This is a genomic window from Mangrovibacterium diazotrophicum (assembly GCF_003610535.1).
In the GTDB taxonomy this organism is placed as follows: domain Bacteria; phylum Bacteroidota; class Bacteroidia; order Bacteroidales; family Prolixibacteraceae; genus Mangrovibacterium; species Mangrovibacterium diazotrophicum.
Genome location: NZ_RAPN01000001.1, coordinates 3,808,932 through 3,825,283, shown reverse-complemented (window position 1 = coordinate 3,825,283; position 16,352 = coordinate 3,808,932). Strand labels below are relative to the sequence as shown.

The following is a 16,352-nucleotide window of genomic DNA, read 5'->3' as shown; positions in this document are numbered from 1 at the left end:
CATTTTCAACACAAAACTAATTAATTTTGAAAGACAGATTTTCCTGTTGACGGAAAAATGTCTCGATCTCCCGATTCATCTCAATCCGAGTATTTCTTGAAAACAGATTGACAACGGTTTTTGTTTCCGTATCCCACAAATTAAACTTCAGCAAGGCAGTCCCTTTGTGCTGTTTACTCATCGACTCCATGTTCTGAACAAGCTCAGGTGTAATCGCCTGAATCGCCACATCAACGGTGACGGTCTTCACCTGGTTTTTCCGAACCTCTTCCAGCATCTCGATGTATTTTACCCGAAACTCCAGGCCGCCTCGGAAACTCTCCTGAACAAGTCCCTTGACGAGAATAAAAATATTGGGTTTGCAATATTTGCCGTACTCCACGTAGTCCTTGCCAAAGAAGAAAATAGTGTATGAATCTTCATAATCCGTCAGCGTTAGTTTACTGTAAGGCTTTCCGGTTTTCCCAACCGTTTCAAAAGCCTCAGTCACCATCCCGGCAAAGGTAATTTCCCGTCCTTTCAGCGCATCGATATTACTGTTCAGATTCTTCAGCGTGAATTCCCGGCTGACAAAATTTTCAAATTCCAGCTTGTACTCATCCAACGGGTGAGCCGAAAGGTAGATTCCAATTAGCGACTTCTCTTTTTCGAGCATCACCAGGTTTGCAAACTCCGGAACATTGGGAATGTCCGGTTTTTTCACAGCCTGCGCCGACATCACTTCACCAAAAAGCGATTGCATGGCATTCTGGCTTTCCGCCTGAATTTGGTGCCCGTATTTAATCAGCTTTTCCATGAACGGCGCATCATTTTCATCTGCGCCGGCAAAAAACTGGCTTCGTTTCAAGCCAAAACTGTCGAAAGCCCCCGCACTGGCCAAACCTTCGATGTTTTTCTTGTTAACCGCCTGCAGGTTGACACGCTCTGCAAAATCAAATATATCAGTAAACGGCCCATTTTTGCGTGTCTCAATGATGTTCGAAACTGCTCCGGCACCAACGCCCTTGATTGCAGCCATACCAAAACGTACATCACCTTTTTTGTTTACCGTAAATTTCAGGAAACTTTCGTTAACGTCGGGGCCAAGTACGTTGATTCCCATTCGCTTCGATTCTTCCATCAACTTGGTAATATCGGCAATATTACTCAGGTTTCGGCTCATGTTGGCCGCCATAAACTCGGCCGGATAATGGGCTTTCAAATATCCAGTGCGATATGCAATATCGGCATAACACACCGAGTGCGACTTGTTGAAGGCATAACTGGCAAACGCTTCCCAGTCCTTCCATATCTTATTGACAAGTTTTTCAATCTCATTTTCTTTCCCAATCTGCTTGCAGCCTTCCACAAAATCCGGATTCGCCTTACAGCCTTCCACGAATTTCACTTTCAGCTTATCCATCATGGCAATTAACTTTTTCCCCATCGCCTTACGCAACGAGTCGGAGTCACCACGGGTAAAACCGCCCAAGTGCCGCGACAAAAGCATCACCTGTTCCTGGAACACGGTAATACCGTGGGTATCGCTCAGGTATTTTTCCATCATGGGGTGGTCGTACTCCACCTTCCTGCGACCGTGCTTTCGCTCGATATAGTCGGGAATGTATTCCATAGGCCCCGGACGATACAAGGCGTTCATTGCCACCAAGTCCTCAAAACGGTTTGGTTTCAGGTTACGCAAGTGCTTTTTCATTCCGGGCGATTCGAACTGGAAAATCGCTGTCGTATCACCACGGCTAAAAAGTTCGAATGTCTTCTCGTCGTCCATCGGAACCGAATCGATATCAACCTCAATCCCTTTGGAAAGTCGAATATTCTCCAGACATTCTTTTATAATTGAAAGGGTTTTCAGCCCCAGGAAGTCCATCTTCAGCAAACCAATCGCCTCTACGAAACGCCCGTCGTACTGAGTCGTGTAAAGGTGCTCTTCCTTGGTTGGCATAATCGGGATGTGATCGGTCAACGGGTCGCGACTGATCAGGATCCCACAGGCGTGAACACCCGTTTGACGCACCGAGCCTTCCAGTGTCCCGGCGTATTTTAGCGTGTCGCGCACCAACGGATTGTCGGAATCGCGTTCTGCTGCCAGCTCGGGACTTTCCTTGTACGCTTTTTCGAAACTCATTTTAGGCGCTTCAGGCACCAGCTTCGCCAAGCGGTCGGCATCGGGCAAAGGCAACTTCATCACACGGGCAACGTCCCGGATGGCCAGTTTGGTAGCCATGGTACCGAATGTACAAATGTGAGCTACCTTATCCTGCCCGTATTTTTCGGTCACCCAGTCGAGTACCATCTGGCGACCGTCATCATCGAAGTCGATATCGACGTCGGGCATGGAGATCCGGTCCGGGTTCAGGAAACGCTCGAACAGCAAATCGTACTTAATCGGGTCGATGTTGGTAATCCCCACACAATACGAAACCGCAGCCCCCGCTGCCGATCCACGGCCCGGCCCAACAAGTACGCCCATATTTCGGGCAGCAGCAATGAAGTCCTGCACGATAAGGAAGTACCCCGGGAAACCCATCGTTTTGATCGTATCCAGCTCAAAGTCGATCCGTTCCTTCACATCGTGAGGCAACGGATTTCCGTACCGCACGTAGGCACCGTCGTATGTCAGGTGCTCCAGGTAATCGGATTCCAGCTTTACACGGACAGTCTTTTCGTAACCGCCGTTACGTTTCACGCTGTTCTCACCAAACTCCTCGGTGATGGCCGCCTCATCAAATTGTTCAAGGTAGGCCTCCATAGTTCCAAATTCCTCAGGAATCGGGAACGGGGGCATGATCGGTGATGAATTCAGTTCGAACTCTTCAACCTTGTCGACAATATCTTGTGTATTTCGAAGTGCTTCCGGAACATCGGCAAACAGTTCGTTCATTTCTGCCTGCGTCTTAAACCATTCCTGTTTGGTGTAGCGCATCCGGTTCGGATCGTCAAAATCTTTACCGGTGTTCAAACAGATGAGCAGGTCGTGCGCATCGGCATCTTCTTTATTGGTAAAGTGAACGTCGTTCGTACAAATCACCTTTACATCGAATTTCTTCGCCAGCTCGAGCACCCGCTCGTTCACCATCACCTGGTACTTGTAAACCTGCTCGTTCAGCTCAGGCATTTCCGATTTGTGACGCTGCAGCTCCAGGTAGTAATCTTCACCAAAAACCGATTTGAACCATTTTACGGTTTCTTCGGCTTCTTCCATGGTGGTGTTCATGATGTGCTGCGGCACTTCGCCCCCCAAACACGACGACGAAACAATCAGACCTTCGCTGTGTTTTTTCAACAAATCCTTGTCTATACGGGGCTTATAGTAGAAACCGTCGGTCGCTGCAACCGAGATTAACTTGATCAGGTTTACATAGCCGATTCTGTTCTTGGCCAGCAAGATCAAGTGGTCGCCCGAGCGGTCAACCTTATCTGATTTATCAGCAACGGTACGGCTGGCAACATAGGTTTCGCAGCCCAGAATCGGCTTAATTCCTTCCTTTTTACAGGTGTCCCAAAATTCTTTAATCCCGAACATCATACCGTGGTCGGTCAGGGCAAGGGCAGTCATGCCGTCCTTTTTGGCCTTGCCTACCAGTCCTTTAATGCTGGCAGCTCCATCCAAAATCGAATATTGCGAGTGGACATGTAGGTGCGTAAATGGAATCATTTTCTAGTCTTTTTAATCTTTCTCACGAGCCCAAAGAAGGCCAAATCATTCTCTTTAAAGTTACAGTTTTCATCGCGGCATGAAAGCTTCTGTTGATTAAATGTGAATAAGAAATGAAGCGATCGACACTTCATGCCTGCCAAATCTCCAACCCTCAAATGAGCCAATTGGTTCAACGAAACAATGCTAAAAACTGTGGATTTAGATCCGCAAAAGTAGAAAATTTCGCCGTGGTATTTCGACCGAATTAGTCATTGGTTAGCTCCTTGTAAACCGAGAAGATCAGATCCTGCTCGAAACCACGGCTTTGGGCAAAACGAAAAATTTTCGCCTTCAAATCATAGGAATTCGCCCCTTTCGTCTTCCGAAGTTTTTCTCTCATTAACGTCTTTAGCGATTCGTAATAACTTTCTTCGTCCAATTCTTCCAGTGCTTTCTGAATGGCGGCAGGTGAAATCCGCTCGGCACGCAGGTGAAAGGCGATCTTCACCCGTCCCCATTGGTTGAACCGAAACTTGTCGCGCACATAGCTGCAAGCAAAGCGTTCCTCGTCCAAAAACTGATGCTGAAACAGTTGTTGCATAACCGGCTCGGCGTCTTCCGGCGACAAGCCCCACTGCTCCAATTTGTTTTGAATTGATCCCGGGCTTTTCTCCGCCCGGCTGCACAATGCAGCAGCTTTCGAAAACGCTTGTTTTTGCTCCTCGTTCAGTTCAATCATATTTTTCTTTGCCTTTAAACTGTAAAGTTAATACCTTCAAACACCTTTCAAAACAAATCGAAATGGACAAAAACTACATCGAGATCAACCGGAAACTTTGGAACGCCCGAACAGCCATTCATTTTGAATCGGACTTCTACCAGGTAAATGAATTCATCCGAGGCGGCAACTCTCTGCGCCCCATTGAACTTGAGCGACTGGGGAATCTTACAGGCAAAAAAGTTCTCCACCTGCAATGCCATTTCGGACAGGACAGTATTTCGCTGGCCCGCTTGGGTGCCGAAGTAACGGCAGTCGATCTTTCTGACGAGGCAATTGAGCGGGGACGACAGTTGGCCTGTGACTGCAATGCAAAGGTCCGTTTTATTTGTTGCGACTTGTACGATCTCCCCAATCAACTGGAAGACAATTTCGATTTGGTATTTACCAGCTACGGTGTTATCGGCTGGTTGCCCGATCTGGACAAGTGGGCGTCTGTTATTTCGCATTTCCTGAAGCCCGGAGGACGCCTCCTGTTAGTTGAGTTCCACCCGATGGTTTGGATTTTCGATGCCAATTTCAGCCGCATTCAATACGATTATTTTAACCGCGAAACGATTGTTGAAACGGAAACCGGAACTTACACAGACCGGGATGCACCGATTGAACTCGAATCAGTTTGCTGGAATCACCCGACAAGCGAAGTGCTGAACAGCCTTATAAAAAATAGCCTCACCATTGAGGCTTTCGATGAGTTTGATTATTCCCCCTACAATTGTTTCAACAAAACTGTTTCCTGCGGCAAAAACCAATACCGGATTGAGCATCTTGACAATAAAATTCCAATGGTTTTCTCGGTTGAAGCTGTGAAAAAATAAAAAAACCGGACAACTCCGGCTCATCTATCTTGTTTCGAAAATATCTTCTAGTGTGAATCAATTTTAGGCCCAAATGCCAAATCACCGGCATCACCCAAACCTGGCACGATGTACGATTTCATCGTCATCTCTTCGTCGATTGCACCCAACCAAAGCGTCACATTTTTATCCTTAATGTGTTCTTTCACATAATCAACTCCTTTGCGACTTGCAATAATTGAGACCAGATGCACATGACTTGGATCGCCTTTTTGCATCATCGCCTTGTAAGCAATTTCCATCGACGCACCCGATGCCAGCATAGGGTCGGTGATCATCACCACCTTCTCGCTCAAATCCGGAGTCGCCAGGTACTCGAATTCAATATGAAACTCACCCTCATCGTCGTATTTACGATAGGCCGAAATGAACGCGTTTTCTGCTTTATCAAATACATTCAGCAAGCCTTGCTGCAAAGGTAAACCAGCGCGCAGGATTGTTGCTAAAACAGGTTGTTGTTTCAAAACCGGCACCTGTGCAATTCCAAGCGGTGTTTTCACGTCCGAAACTTTATATTCTAAAGTTTTGCTGATTTCGTAGGCAAAAACTTCGCCCAACCGTTCCAGGTTTCTACGGAAACGAAGCGGGTCACGCTGAATATTCTCGTCGCGTATTTCGGAGATGTATTGATTGAAGATTGATGTTGATTCGCTGAGATTGTGAATTTTCATGTCAAAAATTTTTGCCGAAAATACATAATTTTTCCCTTTCGGCGGGAATCAAGTGAAGATAAAATCCCCCTCACCGGGCTGTATCTGACTGTTTTGTGGCAGGTCTGCCGTGCTACTATAGATGCTCTGCTTAAATTCTTTCGAAAACAAAAATGGATTTTCCTGTCCATATATGCGTTCAGCAACTTCCTCATGTAAAATTGTCACCATTTCAACTCGGCTCTCAACAGCTTCTTGAGTCAGAAATAAGGCGACCAAATCGGTGCAATTTCTACTGAAATGCAGGTGCAGAAGTTTTAAATGTCCGTCTCGCAATGAATAAATCAGAAAACCGAGAAACTGCCCTTCCTGAAAAAACTTGACCATGTAAACCTCGAACTGACGGGAGTAGGAACTAAATGGATAGCTAGTCTCGAAAGTGTGATCATCGGTCGATACCCAAGGATATGCTAAAATCCACTTCAGCTCCTGCTCACCTCGCCTAAAAAGGAAGTTCGGTTGCTGCGAATTCGCCAGGTCCATACACTCCCGATCCGGGAAAGGCATTTTTTCCCAGCTCCTATCCGTCGGAACTTCTGGCTTAAATTGACTGATTCTCCTCTCGGCAGCAGTTCGCACAAACGCATTCGGGATCGCTCCCAAATAGGCATGAGCGCCTAGCCTCGGTTCCAGAAGCTTCCGAAAATCGGGCTGCAAATAAAACCGTCTTCCCTTTATTTCAGAAAACGATTTGAGCAGTCCTGATCGCTGGTATAGTTTTCCGGAAAGGGGCGCAAAATTGGTAGCCATCAAACAACCGTCCCAATCAGCAGCGGCCTCTTTCAGTAAATTAATCGACAACTTCTTCTTCCGATACAGGGGATGTGTCCATGCACCACTAAGCCAGGCAAAACGCCGGCTATCACCATTCAAAATTCCGGGAAAGAGCGTGCGGAATGAGAGAATTTCATCACCTTCAGCATAAAAATAAAGGACTGGATCTTCGGGCCGGGCATGCGGGTTAGCGACGTAGGATGCTACCCGAGAGAGACTCACCGGATGTACCGGTAGTTGCTGAAACCACTGACTCTCCGCAAAGAATTTTAATTCGCCGATCCGGACTTTGCGCAACTCCATTAAAACCTCCTGGCGTAATGTTTACCCAATACGCGCTTTAACCGATATGCCATATAGGCTTCTTTCAGCCGTTTCTTGGTGCTCAACTCAATTTTACTCTCCATAGGCAACCGTTGAAAATGAAACGGGAAATGCTCTCGCTTTATGCCTGCCGTACCAAAACTAATATCGAATATTCCTTCATCCCGGCAAGCTTCAAACACAGCATCCGACACACCAACATCGGTAAACGGGAAAGCAAAAGCTTTAATTTCGGGCTTCAACTTGCGATTCACCCAGTCCATACTTTCGCGAATTTCTTCGAGTTGTGTTTCCTCGTCCAGCAATTCAAATTCCGGATGATCCATCGAGTGGGAGCCAACCGTGAATCCGTCAGCCACCAGACTTTTTACCTGCTCCATGCTCATATAGGGCTTCTTCTCTTCGAGCCAGCTTTCCCAATTCAGCCCAATTTCTTCGGCCATTTCGTCAAGCGAAGCCAAATCGGCATAGGTTCGCTGAAGGCTGATCTGGATGTTCCTGGCTTTTAGTGTGGCAATTATCTCGGACGCTTTGTAGCGGTGAAAAAGATCTTTGTTATCGACAAACGACGGGTTAATAAAGAAGGTTGCCGGCACTCCTTTCCGTTTCAATATTGGCGCGACGATTTCGTAACATTCTTTTAGTCCGTCGTCGAAACTAAGGTGAAAAGAATGAGAAAGATCTCCGCCTTTCAACAAATCGCCTAAGCTCAACGGCTTAAAATGCTTCAGCAAAAAATCGAGATCGGCCTCAAACTGCGCAACCGACGGATAATCGTAATTGGAACGAAAAGCTAAACTTTCGTCGGTTACCAAATGATAAAATGGCAATAAAACCGGTGTCGACTTCCCTGACTTCAATAAGCTGAAAGGGGTCATTACTGCCAGTTCGGATATTAATTGTTGCGAAATTTCATTCATCGTTTCAACCATTTTGCCCAAACCGGAAGATTATTCCAGCTCAGGTAATAATAAGTTTCGGGACTTGCACCAAAACCTTTATACAATCTTGCTATCCCTTCAATCATCGAGCCCTCAAAATCCAATAAATAGTCTTTCCCGGCGTGCTGAAAGATAAACTGGTCGATTAGATAATACATGGCATTCAGCTCACGCCCTTCGGGACTTGTTGCCGCATTTACAAAGGTCACCCTTTTTTGATAACGAACAAAGAAAGCTGCAGCACAGAGCTTATTCTTTCGATCGTAAACTCCGTAAACTTCTCCCAAATTTCGTGATAAAGAAAATGCCAGCAAATGATGAAGGCACATTAAATCCTGTTTACTCAACTTCACCGCCGAATGCTCCTTTTTGAAGTCCAGGTATTCTTTTAACGAAAGACCATGAATGAAGTTCAGCCGATTATGCGAAGCCTTTTTCAACTTGCGAACAGTGTGGTCCGAAAAACGCGAGGCCAATTCCGGGTATGATTCCTGCAAACCCAGCAATAAATTGTAACGCACTTCCACCTGCATGTCTGGCACCGGTAGATTCATCGCGTTCAAATGAATCTGGGCAAACGAGAAAAGCGACATCGCCTTCCGGTAGAATGCTTCCGAGATTTCTTTCGTCGGCGTTGGGAAGATACCGAGCTGCTGGCAATACAGAGGTTGATACAAGTACCGGAAACCATACTTCTTCCGAAAAGTCAACGGCATGATATACTTGTAATCGCCAACTACCAGTGCGTCCCACTCGGGGCACAATTTATCGAGATACCAGGATTGGGCATACACCAACGCATTGGGTGAATTTGCCAAACAGAGATCCCATTTATCTGTATCAACTTCGTCGTATCGTAGGTAGCTAATTTCGATGTTACTCATTTTCTAAAGCTAATCCCAAGGCCGTTATTTCTTCAAAAACCTTTCTCCAACCACTCCATCGGCCAACATCACTCAAACTTTCATTATGCCATAAACTTATAAAAGTTCCGCCGCTTTTCTTGACTTCAAGCATCATTTTCTTCAGCAGCTCCAAAGCCTCTTCCGGCGACTTCCGCATATAATCGCGTAAACTGATATCCATACTTTGAAACGGAAACACGCGCAAGTTCGTTTTTTGCTCTTCTTTCAGGTCGTAAAACCAAAACGGTGCGGCAATTCCGGCACGAAAACCAACACACTCTGCGTAACCCAGGGTGTGATCTTCTCGAATACCAGCCTTCAATAACCGCCGATAAGTCACAGGAAGAATTAGTTTCAGAAAATGCTGCCGACTCGACAACACCGGCTTCCCAATGATCTCTTCCAAAACTTTGCGCTCGCGAAACAATTCTCCCTTCACTCGATTGGAACGATAGGATGGATGAATACCAACTTTAAAATCTTTTGCCAAACTACGAATGAGCGCTCTGAGCTCTTCATTCTTAGCAGAAATATTTCGATCATACCGGCCGCTCTTGCCCAGCAAAAAGAAGAACTGCAACAAATGCTCGTTGCCTTTGTACAACTCCCGGATGTAGTTGTACGTGTCATACGGATCATCTCCTTTTCCGGCCCAAACCCGAAACCGACTTTGCATTTCGCGCACCCGCCCCTGAAGGATACTTTTCAGGCTTGCACCAGCCAGCCGCCCAAGACTTTTATTTTTAAATGCCCAGGCATTGTCAACATCAATCGTCGTTAGAAATTTGAAAGCCGGCTTTGGCAATGAGAAATTCGGATCGTGCTCATGAAGCTTTTGAGCGATCAACATGGCCCACTGGTTGACAACCGGCCGATCCAAAACCTTGTTGCGATAAAGGATGCTGTGCTTAGCCGGATAGCGCTGATGTTTACCGAATTGCCTTTCCAGGTATTCCTCATAGCGGGTAACAATGAAAAAACCAGCCGCAAAAGGGTCGAAAGGCAGAAACGAATCCTTCGAACTAGGAAACAGACAAAGTTGCTCGTCGCAAGTTACTGACGATAAATTCTGGTAATCAAGCCCTGTCTGAAACAGTAGCTTGTGCGGCCGCATATCCAGTTGGCCAACCGCAAATTTTTGATCCGAGTAATTAATTTTCAAGCCGCTTTCTTTCTGAAAAATATCCGGCTCAGTCGTGAAGCTAACAGGAACATTCAGCAGCTCCTCGAAATACAGTTCGAAAATGTAACGCAAGCGATTGGTAATATTGGTGGCAAAAACAACAATCATGGTCTCGATCTACAAAATTCCTTCATCGGCAAAACTAAAATACTGATGATGCGCGATAATGATGTGATCGAGAACAGAAATTTCCATGATTTCTGCAGCATGTTTTATTTTTCGGGTGATGTTTCGATCTGCGTCACTGGGTTTGGTACTCCCTGACGGGTGGTTATGGCACAGAATAATTGCGGACGCGAGTTTCTCCAGGGCTGTTTTTAGAATGATGCGCACATCGATGACAGTCCCCGTCAAGCCACCCTGGCTAAACATAAACCGATCAAGCACCGTATTGGAACGGTTGAGCAGCAACACCCAAAATTCCTCGACTGGCAGATCTTCCAGCAAAGGACGAAAATAGTCAGCGGCATCCCGGCTGGCTGTAACCACCAACTTTTCAGCGGGCGTTTGTTCCTTGCGTCGTCGGCCCAGCTCCAAAGCGGCCAAAATATTGACTGCTTTGGCTTCGCCAATTCCTTTGAATTTCAACAAATCGTTGACCTGCCGTTTCCCAAGTTCGTTCAAATTATTACCAGCCTGCGCTAAAATGCGACGGGAAAGTTCGACAGCAGATTCCTCCGTATTGCCGGAGCCTATCAAAATTGCCATCAACTCGGCGTCAGAAAGAGAGCGGATTCCTTTCTGAAGAAGTTTTTCCCGAGGCCGGTCTTCCACAGCCCACTCCTTAATACTTAGCTTTTTATACATCAGTCAGTCGGTTTCTAACTAAGTTATGAAAATTCCACCAAACCGACTTTGCAAAGCAAAAAAAAGCCTCTTCATTGCTGAAGAGGCTTCTCACTATATAAGTAATTTCTTATAATTTGTTCACGTGTGAAGCTAAACTAGCCTTTAAGTTTGAAGCTTTATTCTTGTGAATAACGTTTTTCTTAGCTAATCTGTCAATCATCGAAGTTACTTTCGGCAACTCGGCAACAGCAGCTTCTTTCTCAGTAGCAGCACGCAGTTTTTTCAATGCGTTGCGCATTGTTTTTGCGTAGTATTTATTTTCAAGACGTTTTTTCTCGTCTTGTCTGATTCTCTTTTTTGAAGATTGATGATTTGCCATTTTATAATTTCCTCAATTTTTTTCTTTGTAAAGTAGCCCGTAGGGGAATCGAACCCCTGCTACCAGGATGAAAACCTGGCGTCCTAACCGCTAGACGAACGGGCCATCATTAATTTGTCTCCCTTGATTTTGGGACTGCAAAAATAGTTTCTTTTTTTTAGTCTCCAAACTTTTTCAAGAAATTTTTCTAAAATCTGTCCCGCTTCTATTAGCGCAACTGCTTTCGATTTCAGCGATGCAAAGAAATGGAAGATTTTTGAAACTGCAAACAAAAATTTGAAAAAAATTTACTTCCAATCGACGATCGTACCCCGATCTTTATTTAACAAACTCTGCGGCATCGAGTTAACAATCTCCCGCCACAGTAATTCGATCAGTTTATTCTTGGCAAAGTGACGAGAATAGACCAAACTCACCTCCCGCAGCGGCGTTACATCGTCGAAAGCCCGCACATGCAACGAGCGTTCTTTCGCCATTTCAATGGCCGCCAGTTCCGGAATCAGCGTAATTCCTCCTTCTTTATCGATAATATTCATCAGCGTTTCCAGCGACCCTGCTTCGAAATGGAAAGGCAGATCTTCGTTGTGTGACCCTTTGAACGAACACAGATTAATAACCTGATGACGGAAACAATGCCCATCGCTCAACAACCAAATCTCGGGAACCGAAATATCCTTCACTTTCACCTCCGCCTTGTTGTGCAAAGGGTGGTCTTTGTGTGCATACAGCATCATTTCCTCGTAAAAGATCGGCTTTTCGCTGATGCGGTCTTCTTTTAAGGGAGTTACCAAAATACCAACATCCAACAAATCACGATTCAAGTGATCAACAATACTCTCGGTTGTCAGCTCTTCTACCTTAATATTAATGTTTGGGTATTTCCGCTTGTAATTACCAATAAACAATGGCAGCAGGTACGGCGCCAGGGTTGGAATGATGCCAATTTTCAATTCACCGGAAATCAGGTTTTTGTGATCCTTCACTATATTGTTCACCTTTTCGGTTTCCTGCAAAATAATGCGCGACTGCTCAATAATCCGTTTACCCACATCAGTCGGAATCAATGGCTGCTTGCTACGATCAAAGATGACCACCTCCAAATCTTCCTCCAGCTTTTTGATCTGCATACTGAGCGTGGGCTGTGTAATAAAACAATGCTCTGCCGCACGCCCGAAATGGCGAAAGGTATCAACCGCTACGATGTATTCGAGTTGGGTTAGCGTAATCATGATTTTTCAATTTGTTTTGGATAAATATAGAAAAAATCTATAAGTATGGTTACTCACCTGCAAATAATTGTTGCCGCTGCCATTCAAATAGGCAGACTGCCAGGGCGTGTGAAATATTCATTGACTTACACTTACCAGTCATTGGGATGAAAACCACCCGGCTGCACTTCAAAATAAGTTCTTCCGGAAGGCCTCGCATTTCGCTGCCAAGTAGAAAAACAATCCGTTGCGGCAATTCTGTTTGGAAAACATTTGTGGCTCCTTCAGACGTCTCAATCGCAAAAACGGAATATTCCTCGGGTATTTGCTGAAAAAAGTCATCAGCCGACTGATAGCGCAACTGCACATTCTTATAGCTCAAACCTGCTGTTTTCTTAATTGAAGCCTCCCGTTTGTCGTTCTCGTCATCCAGCAAAATGAGTTCCTCGCAGCCAAGATTGTCGACCAGCCGCATGAGGCTACCAACATTTTGCGGATTCTTCACCTTCCACGCTGCAACGATGGGCTTTACCGGAAGTTCCGGGGTATTTTGAGATTGAAAAAATGCCACTGAATTTGTTTCCATCCTGAAAATTATTCTGTTTCTTTGAGCATTCAGAAACTACGAAAGAAAAGATTTTAAATCATTTGTCCATGAAAGCGATCCGTTTTTTTCTTCTTTTTTTAATCTCCATTCAATTGATCTCGTGCGGAAAATCTGAAAAACAACTGGCTGCAGAAAAACTGCAACTGGCCGAACAACTTTTTCAGCAAGGTGATACGCTGACTGCCATTCAAACCGCCGATTCAGTTCGTTTGCTTTACAAAGGAGCCATCCAACAGGTAGTTGCCAGCGACCAGTTCAAAAAGAAAGTTTACGGTGAAATGCTTTACAGCGCGCAAGACGAACTCGATACGCTGAACGCCGGGATGGCTGATTTGAAAAAGAATTTCGTGGAAGAGAAAACTGAATTTGACCGGTACACGCAATACATCCATAAACGCCAGGAATTCCAGCGCAGATGGAACAAATCATTCATCCAGATTTACCTCGACGAGCGCGGTGAGATTTATATCTCGAGCAACTACTATGGAGAACAATGGCTGGATCACGTGGCCATCCGCGTTTACGATGGCGACCTTCAAGCTAAAACCGATACCGTTCCGGTTGGCTCGCCGTTAAATCACCACAGCGATTTTCTGAATACCAAATGGGAAAAAGTAACTTACATGGACGGCAAAGACAACGGAGTTGTTGAATTTATCGCCCAACATGCCGACCGCAACCTGAAAGCCGTCTTCCTGGGCAAGCGCTATTACTATATTGTTCTGGAAGACTACGACAAGCAGGCTTTTGTTCAAACGCTAGCGCTTTCGAAAGCACTAAAACGAAAAGCAAAACTGGAGAAAGAAATCAAAGACCTGCAGTCGAAAGTCGGTTAAAAACCGACTACAGAATTTTATCGATCAGCTCGGCCGGTTGTGCAAAAATGGCTTTTTTACCATTGACCACAATCGGGCGTTTCAGCAATTTCGGGTTGGCAGAAAGAATGCTCACCCATTCATCATCACTAATCGACTTGTCTTTATAATCGGTCCGGTACAATTCTTCGTGCGTCCGTACCAAATCGAAAGCCGACATACCCGTCAATTTCATGATGTGGCGAATTTCATCTTCCGAAATACCATCTTTCATATAGTTGACAACTTCCGTTTCATAGCCGTTTTCTTCCAGGAACTGCAGCCCGGCCCGACTTTTTGAACAACGTGGATTGTGATATATTTTCATGATTACCTGGTGTTTTTCTTTAATGTATTGGTAAAAATCTTCCTGAGCTCGGAATCGCCCTTCAACCTCTGGTCGGTTGTAAGTATTCGAAAGGGTATTTTCGAGGATCCGCGATTTCGTGTTGTCGCGCAACTGGATCTTCAACATCTTCCGCAACTCGTCTTTAATGTCGTGATTGTAAATGGGGCAGGCAACTTCAATGCGACGATTCAGATTTCGAGGCATCCAGTCGGCTGACGAAATAAAGAATTTCTCGTCGCCGCCATTACCGAAAATAAACACTCGCGAGTGTTCCAGGTATTTATCCACAATGCTGATCGCATCAATGTTTTTCCGGATTTCCTCGTCGTCGATTTTCAAACCGAATATCCCCCGAACAATCAATCGAACTTTGACGCCGGCCTTGGCTGCTTCCTTAATTTTGTCCATCATTTCAGGATCAATCAGGCTATTCATCTTCAGCAGCATGTATCCGCGTTTGCCGGATTTGGCGTTTTCAATCTCTTTATCAATCATGCTGGAGAAGAAATCGCGCATTGCAAACGGACTCACAATGATGTGCTTATACTGGTTATTGCGGTAATTGTGCTTGAAGAAACCAAACAGGCTGGCCACTTCGTCTGCAATTCGCGGATCAGCTGTAAGCAGTCCGTCGTCACCATAAACGCGGGAAGTACCTTCGTGGAAGTTACCGGTGCCCACATACGCGTAATTCCGGAAAGAGTCCCCTTCCTTTCGCTTGATCCAGGTAATTTTCGAGTGCACCTTCAAACCGGGCACACCATTAATCACGTGAGCACCCTCTTCCTGCAATTTATTCGACCAGAAAATATTGGCTTCTTCATCAAACCGCGCCTGCAGTTCGATCATCACCGTTACTTTTTTTCCGTTCCGAATCGCATTCAGCAACGAGTTTACAACCCGCGAATTTTCGGCTACCCTGTAAATGGTGATACCAATTTCGACCACTTTCGGGTCGATTGCAGCTTCGCGCAACAGATCCAGAAAATGGTTGAAACTTTGGTAGGGGTAGTGCAACATGATATCGCTGTGACGCATCTTTTTGAGAATGCTGTCGTGTGGCGGCAAATTCTTGTGACGAACCGGCGTTAAACGTTTATAATAGTGATGTGGCGCGCCAATCTCCGGGAAATTCATAAAATCCTTGTGGTTGTGGTAACGACCGCCGGCAACAATATTTTCCGGATCCAGGTGCATTTTACTGGTGATAAAAGACAGCATCTCTTCCGGAATTTGGCTATCGTACAACAAACGCACCGGCGTTCCCACTTTCCGACGTTTTAAGCTAAGCTCCATCTTTTCGATGAAACTTTTCGAAATGTCATCGTCAATATTCAACTCGGCGTCGCGGGTAACTTTTACGGTGTACGCCTCAAACTTATCGTATTTAAACAACGGGAAAATATCCGGCAGGCAGTACCGAATAATATCATCCAGAAGAATCACATACTTTTTGCCGTTTCGTGAAGGCAAAACCAGAAAACGGGTAAGTGAAATACTAGGCACCCGAACCAATGCGTAAGCAAATTTATCCGGCTTGTTGGATCGGTAAAGCTTGATTGCCAAGTAAACCGAACGATCCCGCAAATACGGAAACTTGTGATCGTCGCCCAGCATAATGGGAACGAGGTTTTGAAGCACTTTCTCGTAAAAATAGCGCTTTACAAAAATCCCCTGCTCACTGGTAAGGCGGGTTTCATCAATAATGAAGATGTTCTCTGCCGCCATCTCAACCATGATGTTGCGATAGATCTCCTGCGATTTTCGCTGATGAGCGTAAACAACATCGTAAATTCTCTCGTGCAATTCTTCGGGCGAATAGTCTCCCAAAATACTGCCATCGTCGCCAAAATCAACCATACGACGGACCGAGGCAACACGCACGCGGAAAAATTCATCGAGGTTATTCGAGAAGATCCCTAAAAACCGGAGCCGTTCGAACAAAGGCACCGTCTGATCTTCTGCTTCCTGCAACACCCGAGCATTAAACGATAACCAACTGATTTCACGATTGATGTAATTTTCCGGTCTAATCATAACTAAAGCCTTTGCTAACA

14 protein-coding genes and 1 tRNA gene are annotated in these 16,352 nt (G+C 45.5%); 2 read left to right on the top strand and 13 right to left on the bottom strand.

The window, feature by feature from the left end; translation table 11 throughout:
* Positions 1–16 precede the first annotated feature (16 nt).
* Together dnaE and BC643_RS15075 are read right to left on the bottom strand one after the other, a co-directional pair.
* The gene (gene dnaE / locus BC643_RS15080; protein WP_120273867.1) at positions 17–3,655 is read right to left on the bottom strand and encodes a DNA polymerase III subunit alpha; all 3,639 of its coding nucleotides are present in this window, start codon (positions 3,653–3,655) and stop codon (positions 17–19) included.
* A gap of 247 nt (positions 3,656–3,902) precedes the next feature.
* Positions 3,903–4,376 (bottom strand): regulatory protein RecX, encoded by a 474-nt coding sequence (locus BC643_RS15075; RefSeq protein ID WP_120273866.1) that lies wholly within the window; start codon positions 4,374–4,376, stop codon positions 3,903–3,905.
* A 62-nt stretch (positions 4,377–4,438) separates the two neighbouring features.
* Between BC643_RS15075 and BC643_RS15070 the strand changes: the two genes are divergently transcribed.
* Positions 4,439–5,233, top strand: coding sequence for a class I SAM-dependent methyltransferase (locus BC643_RS15070; protein ID WP_211338066.1), 795 nt, complete (start codon positions 4,439–4,441; stop codon positions 5,231–5,233).
* Positions 5,234–5,280: 47 nt separating this feature from the next.
* On the opposite strand, the gene upp is transcribed toward BC643_RS15070, so the two are convergent.
* The 10 genes from upp to BC643_RS15015 all read right to left on the bottom strand — a co-directional run bounded on the left by upp (position 5,281) and on the right by BC643_RS15015 (position 13,071).
* Positions 5,281–5,943, bottom strand: a complete 663-nt coding sequence (gene upp / locus BC643_RS15065; protein WP_120273865.1) for a uracil phosphoribosyltransferase — start codon at positions 5,941–5,943, stop codon at positions 5,281–5,283.
* A 48-nt stretch (positions 5,944–5,991) separates the two neighbouring features.
* Complete coding sequence (locus BC643_RS15060; protein ID WP_120273864.1) at positions 5,992–7,059, bottom strand: GNAT family N-acetyltransferase; 1,068 nt, start codon at positions 7,057–7,059, stop codon at positions 5,992–5,994.
* Positions 7,059–8,000, bottom strand: a complete 942-nt coding sequence (locus BC643_RS15055) for a polysaccharide deacetylase family protein (protein ID WP_170154571.1) — start codon at positions 7,998–8,000, stop codon at positions 7,059–7,061. Before BC643_RS15055 ends, BC643_RS15060 begins: the two co-directional genes overlap by 1 nt.
* Positions 7,997–8,905: a hypothetical protein gene (locus BC643_RS15050; RefSeq protein ID WP_120273862.1), complete on the bottom strand. Its 909-nt coding sequence runs from the start codon at positions 8,903–8,905 to the stop codon at positions 7,997–7,999. Before BC643_RS15050 ends, BC643_RS15055 begins: the two co-directional genes overlap by 4 nt.
* On the bottom strand, positions 8,898–10,217 hold the full coding sequence (locus tag BC643_RS15045; protein ID WP_120273861.1) for a polysaccharide deacetylase family protein: 1,320 nt from the start codon (positions 10,215–10,217) through the stop codon (positions 8,898–8,900). Before BC643_RS15045 ends, BC643_RS15050 begins: the two co-directional genes overlap by 8 nt.
* Before the next feature lie 9 nt (positions 10,218–10,226).
* Positions 10,227–10,916, bottom strand: a complete 690-nt coding sequence (gene radC, locus BC643_RS15040; protein WP_120273860.1) for a RadC family protein — start codon at positions 10,914–10,916, stop codon at positions 10,227–10,229.
* A gap of 109 nt (positions 10,917–11,025) precedes the next feature.
* The gene (rpsT, locus tag BC643_RS15035; protein ID WP_120273859.1) at positions 11,026–11,277 is read right to left on the bottom strand and encodes a 30S ribosomal protein S20; all 252 of its coding nucleotides are present in this window, start codon (positions 11,275–11,277) and stop codon (positions 11,026–11,028) included.
* Positions 11,278–11,310: 33 nt separating this feature from the next.
* Positions 11,311–11,382: transfer RNA gene (locus BC643_RS15030), tRNA-Glu, on the bottom strand.
* 182 nt (positions 11,383–11,564) lie between these two features.
* Positions 11,565–12,506 (bottom strand): hydrogen peroxide-inducible genes activator, encoded by a 942-nt coding sequence (locus tag BC643_RS15020; protein WP_120273857.1) that lies wholly within the window; start codon positions 12,504–12,506, stop codon positions 11,565–11,567.
* Positions 12,507–12,555: 49 nt separating this feature from the next.
* Positions 12,556–13,071 (bottom strand): TrmH family RNA methyltransferase, encoded by a 516-nt coding sequence (locus BC643_RS15015; protein ID WP_120273856.1) that lies wholly within the window; start codon positions 13,069–13,071, stop codon positions 12,556–12,558.
* A gap of 68 nt (positions 13,072–13,139) precedes the next feature.
* On the opposite strand from BC643_RS15015, the gene BC643_RS15010 reads away from it, so the two are divergent.
* Complete coding sequence (locus tag BC643_RS15010) at positions 13,140–13,928, top strand: hypothetical protein (RefSeq protein ID WP_120273855.1); 789 nt, start codon at positions 13,140–13,142, stop codon at positions 13,926–13,928.
* 7 nt (positions 13,929–13,935) lie between these two features.
* Here the strand turns inward: BC643_RS15010 and ppk1 are convergent, their stop codons facing one another.
* Positions 13,936–16,332 (bottom strand): polyphosphate kinase 1, encoded by a 2,397-nt coding sequence (ppk1, locus tag BC643_RS15005; RefSeq protein WP_147377239.1) that lies wholly within the window; start codon positions 16,330–16,332, stop codon positions 13,936–13,938.
* Positions 16,333–16,352 lie beyond the last annotated feature (20 nt).

What these genes read in the sequence shown, in the direction of transcription:
- BC643_RS15020 (WP_120273857.1), bottom strand. Translation starts at nt 12,506, where the DNA reads ATGATTACGCTAACCCAACTCGAATACATCGTAGCGGTTGATACCTTT.
- BC643_RS15010 (WP_120273855.1), top strand. Translation starts at nt 13,140, where the DNA reads ATGAAAGCGATCCGTTTTTTTCTTCTTTTTTTAATCTCCATTCAATTG.
- BC643_RS15015 (WP_120273856.1), bottom strand. Translation starts at nt 13,071, where the DNA reads ATGGAAACAAATTCAGTGGCATTTTTTCAATCTCAAAATACCCCGGAA.
- BC643_RS15060 (WP_120273864.1), bottom strand. Translation starts at nt 7,059, where the DNA reads ATGGAGTTGCGCAAAGTCCGGATCGGCGAATTAAAATTCTTTGCGGAG.
- radC (WP_120273860.1), bottom strand. Translation starts at nt 10,916, where the DNA reads ATGTATAAAAAGCTAAGTATTAAGGAGTGGGCTGTGGAAGACCGGCCT.
- BC643_RS15050 (WP_120273862.1), bottom strand. Translation starts at nt 8,905, where the DNA reads ATGAGTAACATCGAAATTAGCTACCTACGATACGACGAAGTTGATACA.
- BC643_RS15070 (WP_211338066.1), top strand. Translation starts at nt 4,439, where the DNA reads ATGGACAAAAACTACATCGAGATCAACCGGAAACTTTGGAACGCCCGA.
- BC643_RS15055 (WP_170154571.1), bottom strand. Translation starts at nt 8,000, where the DNA reads ATGAATGAAATTTCGCAACAATTAATATCCGAACTGGCAGTAATGACC.
- ppk1 (WP_147377239.1), bottom strand. Translation starts at nt 16,332, where the DNA reads ATGATTAGACCGGAAAATTACATCAATCGTGAAATCAGTTGGTTATCG.
- rpsT (WP_120273859.1), bottom strand. Translation starts at nt 11,277, where the DNA reads ATGGCAAATCATCAATCTTCAAAAAAGAGAATCAGACAAGACGAGAAA.
- dnaE (WP_120273867.1), bottom strand. Translation starts at nt 3,655, where the DNA reads ATGATTCCATTTACGCACCTACATGTCCACTCGCAATATTCGATTTTG.
- BC643_RS15045 (WP_120273861.1), bottom strand. Translation starts at nt 10,217, where the DNA reads ATGATTGTTGTTTTTGCCACCAATATTACCAATCGCTTGCGTTACATT.
- upp (WP_120273865.1), bottom strand. Translation starts at nt 5,943, where the DNA reads ATGAAAATTCACAATCTCAGCGAATCAACATCAATCTTCAATCAATAC.
- BC643_RS15075 (WP_120273866.1), bottom strand. Translation starts at nt 4,376, where the DNA reads ATGATTGAACTGAACGAGGAGCAAAAACAAGCGTTTTCGAAAGCTGCT.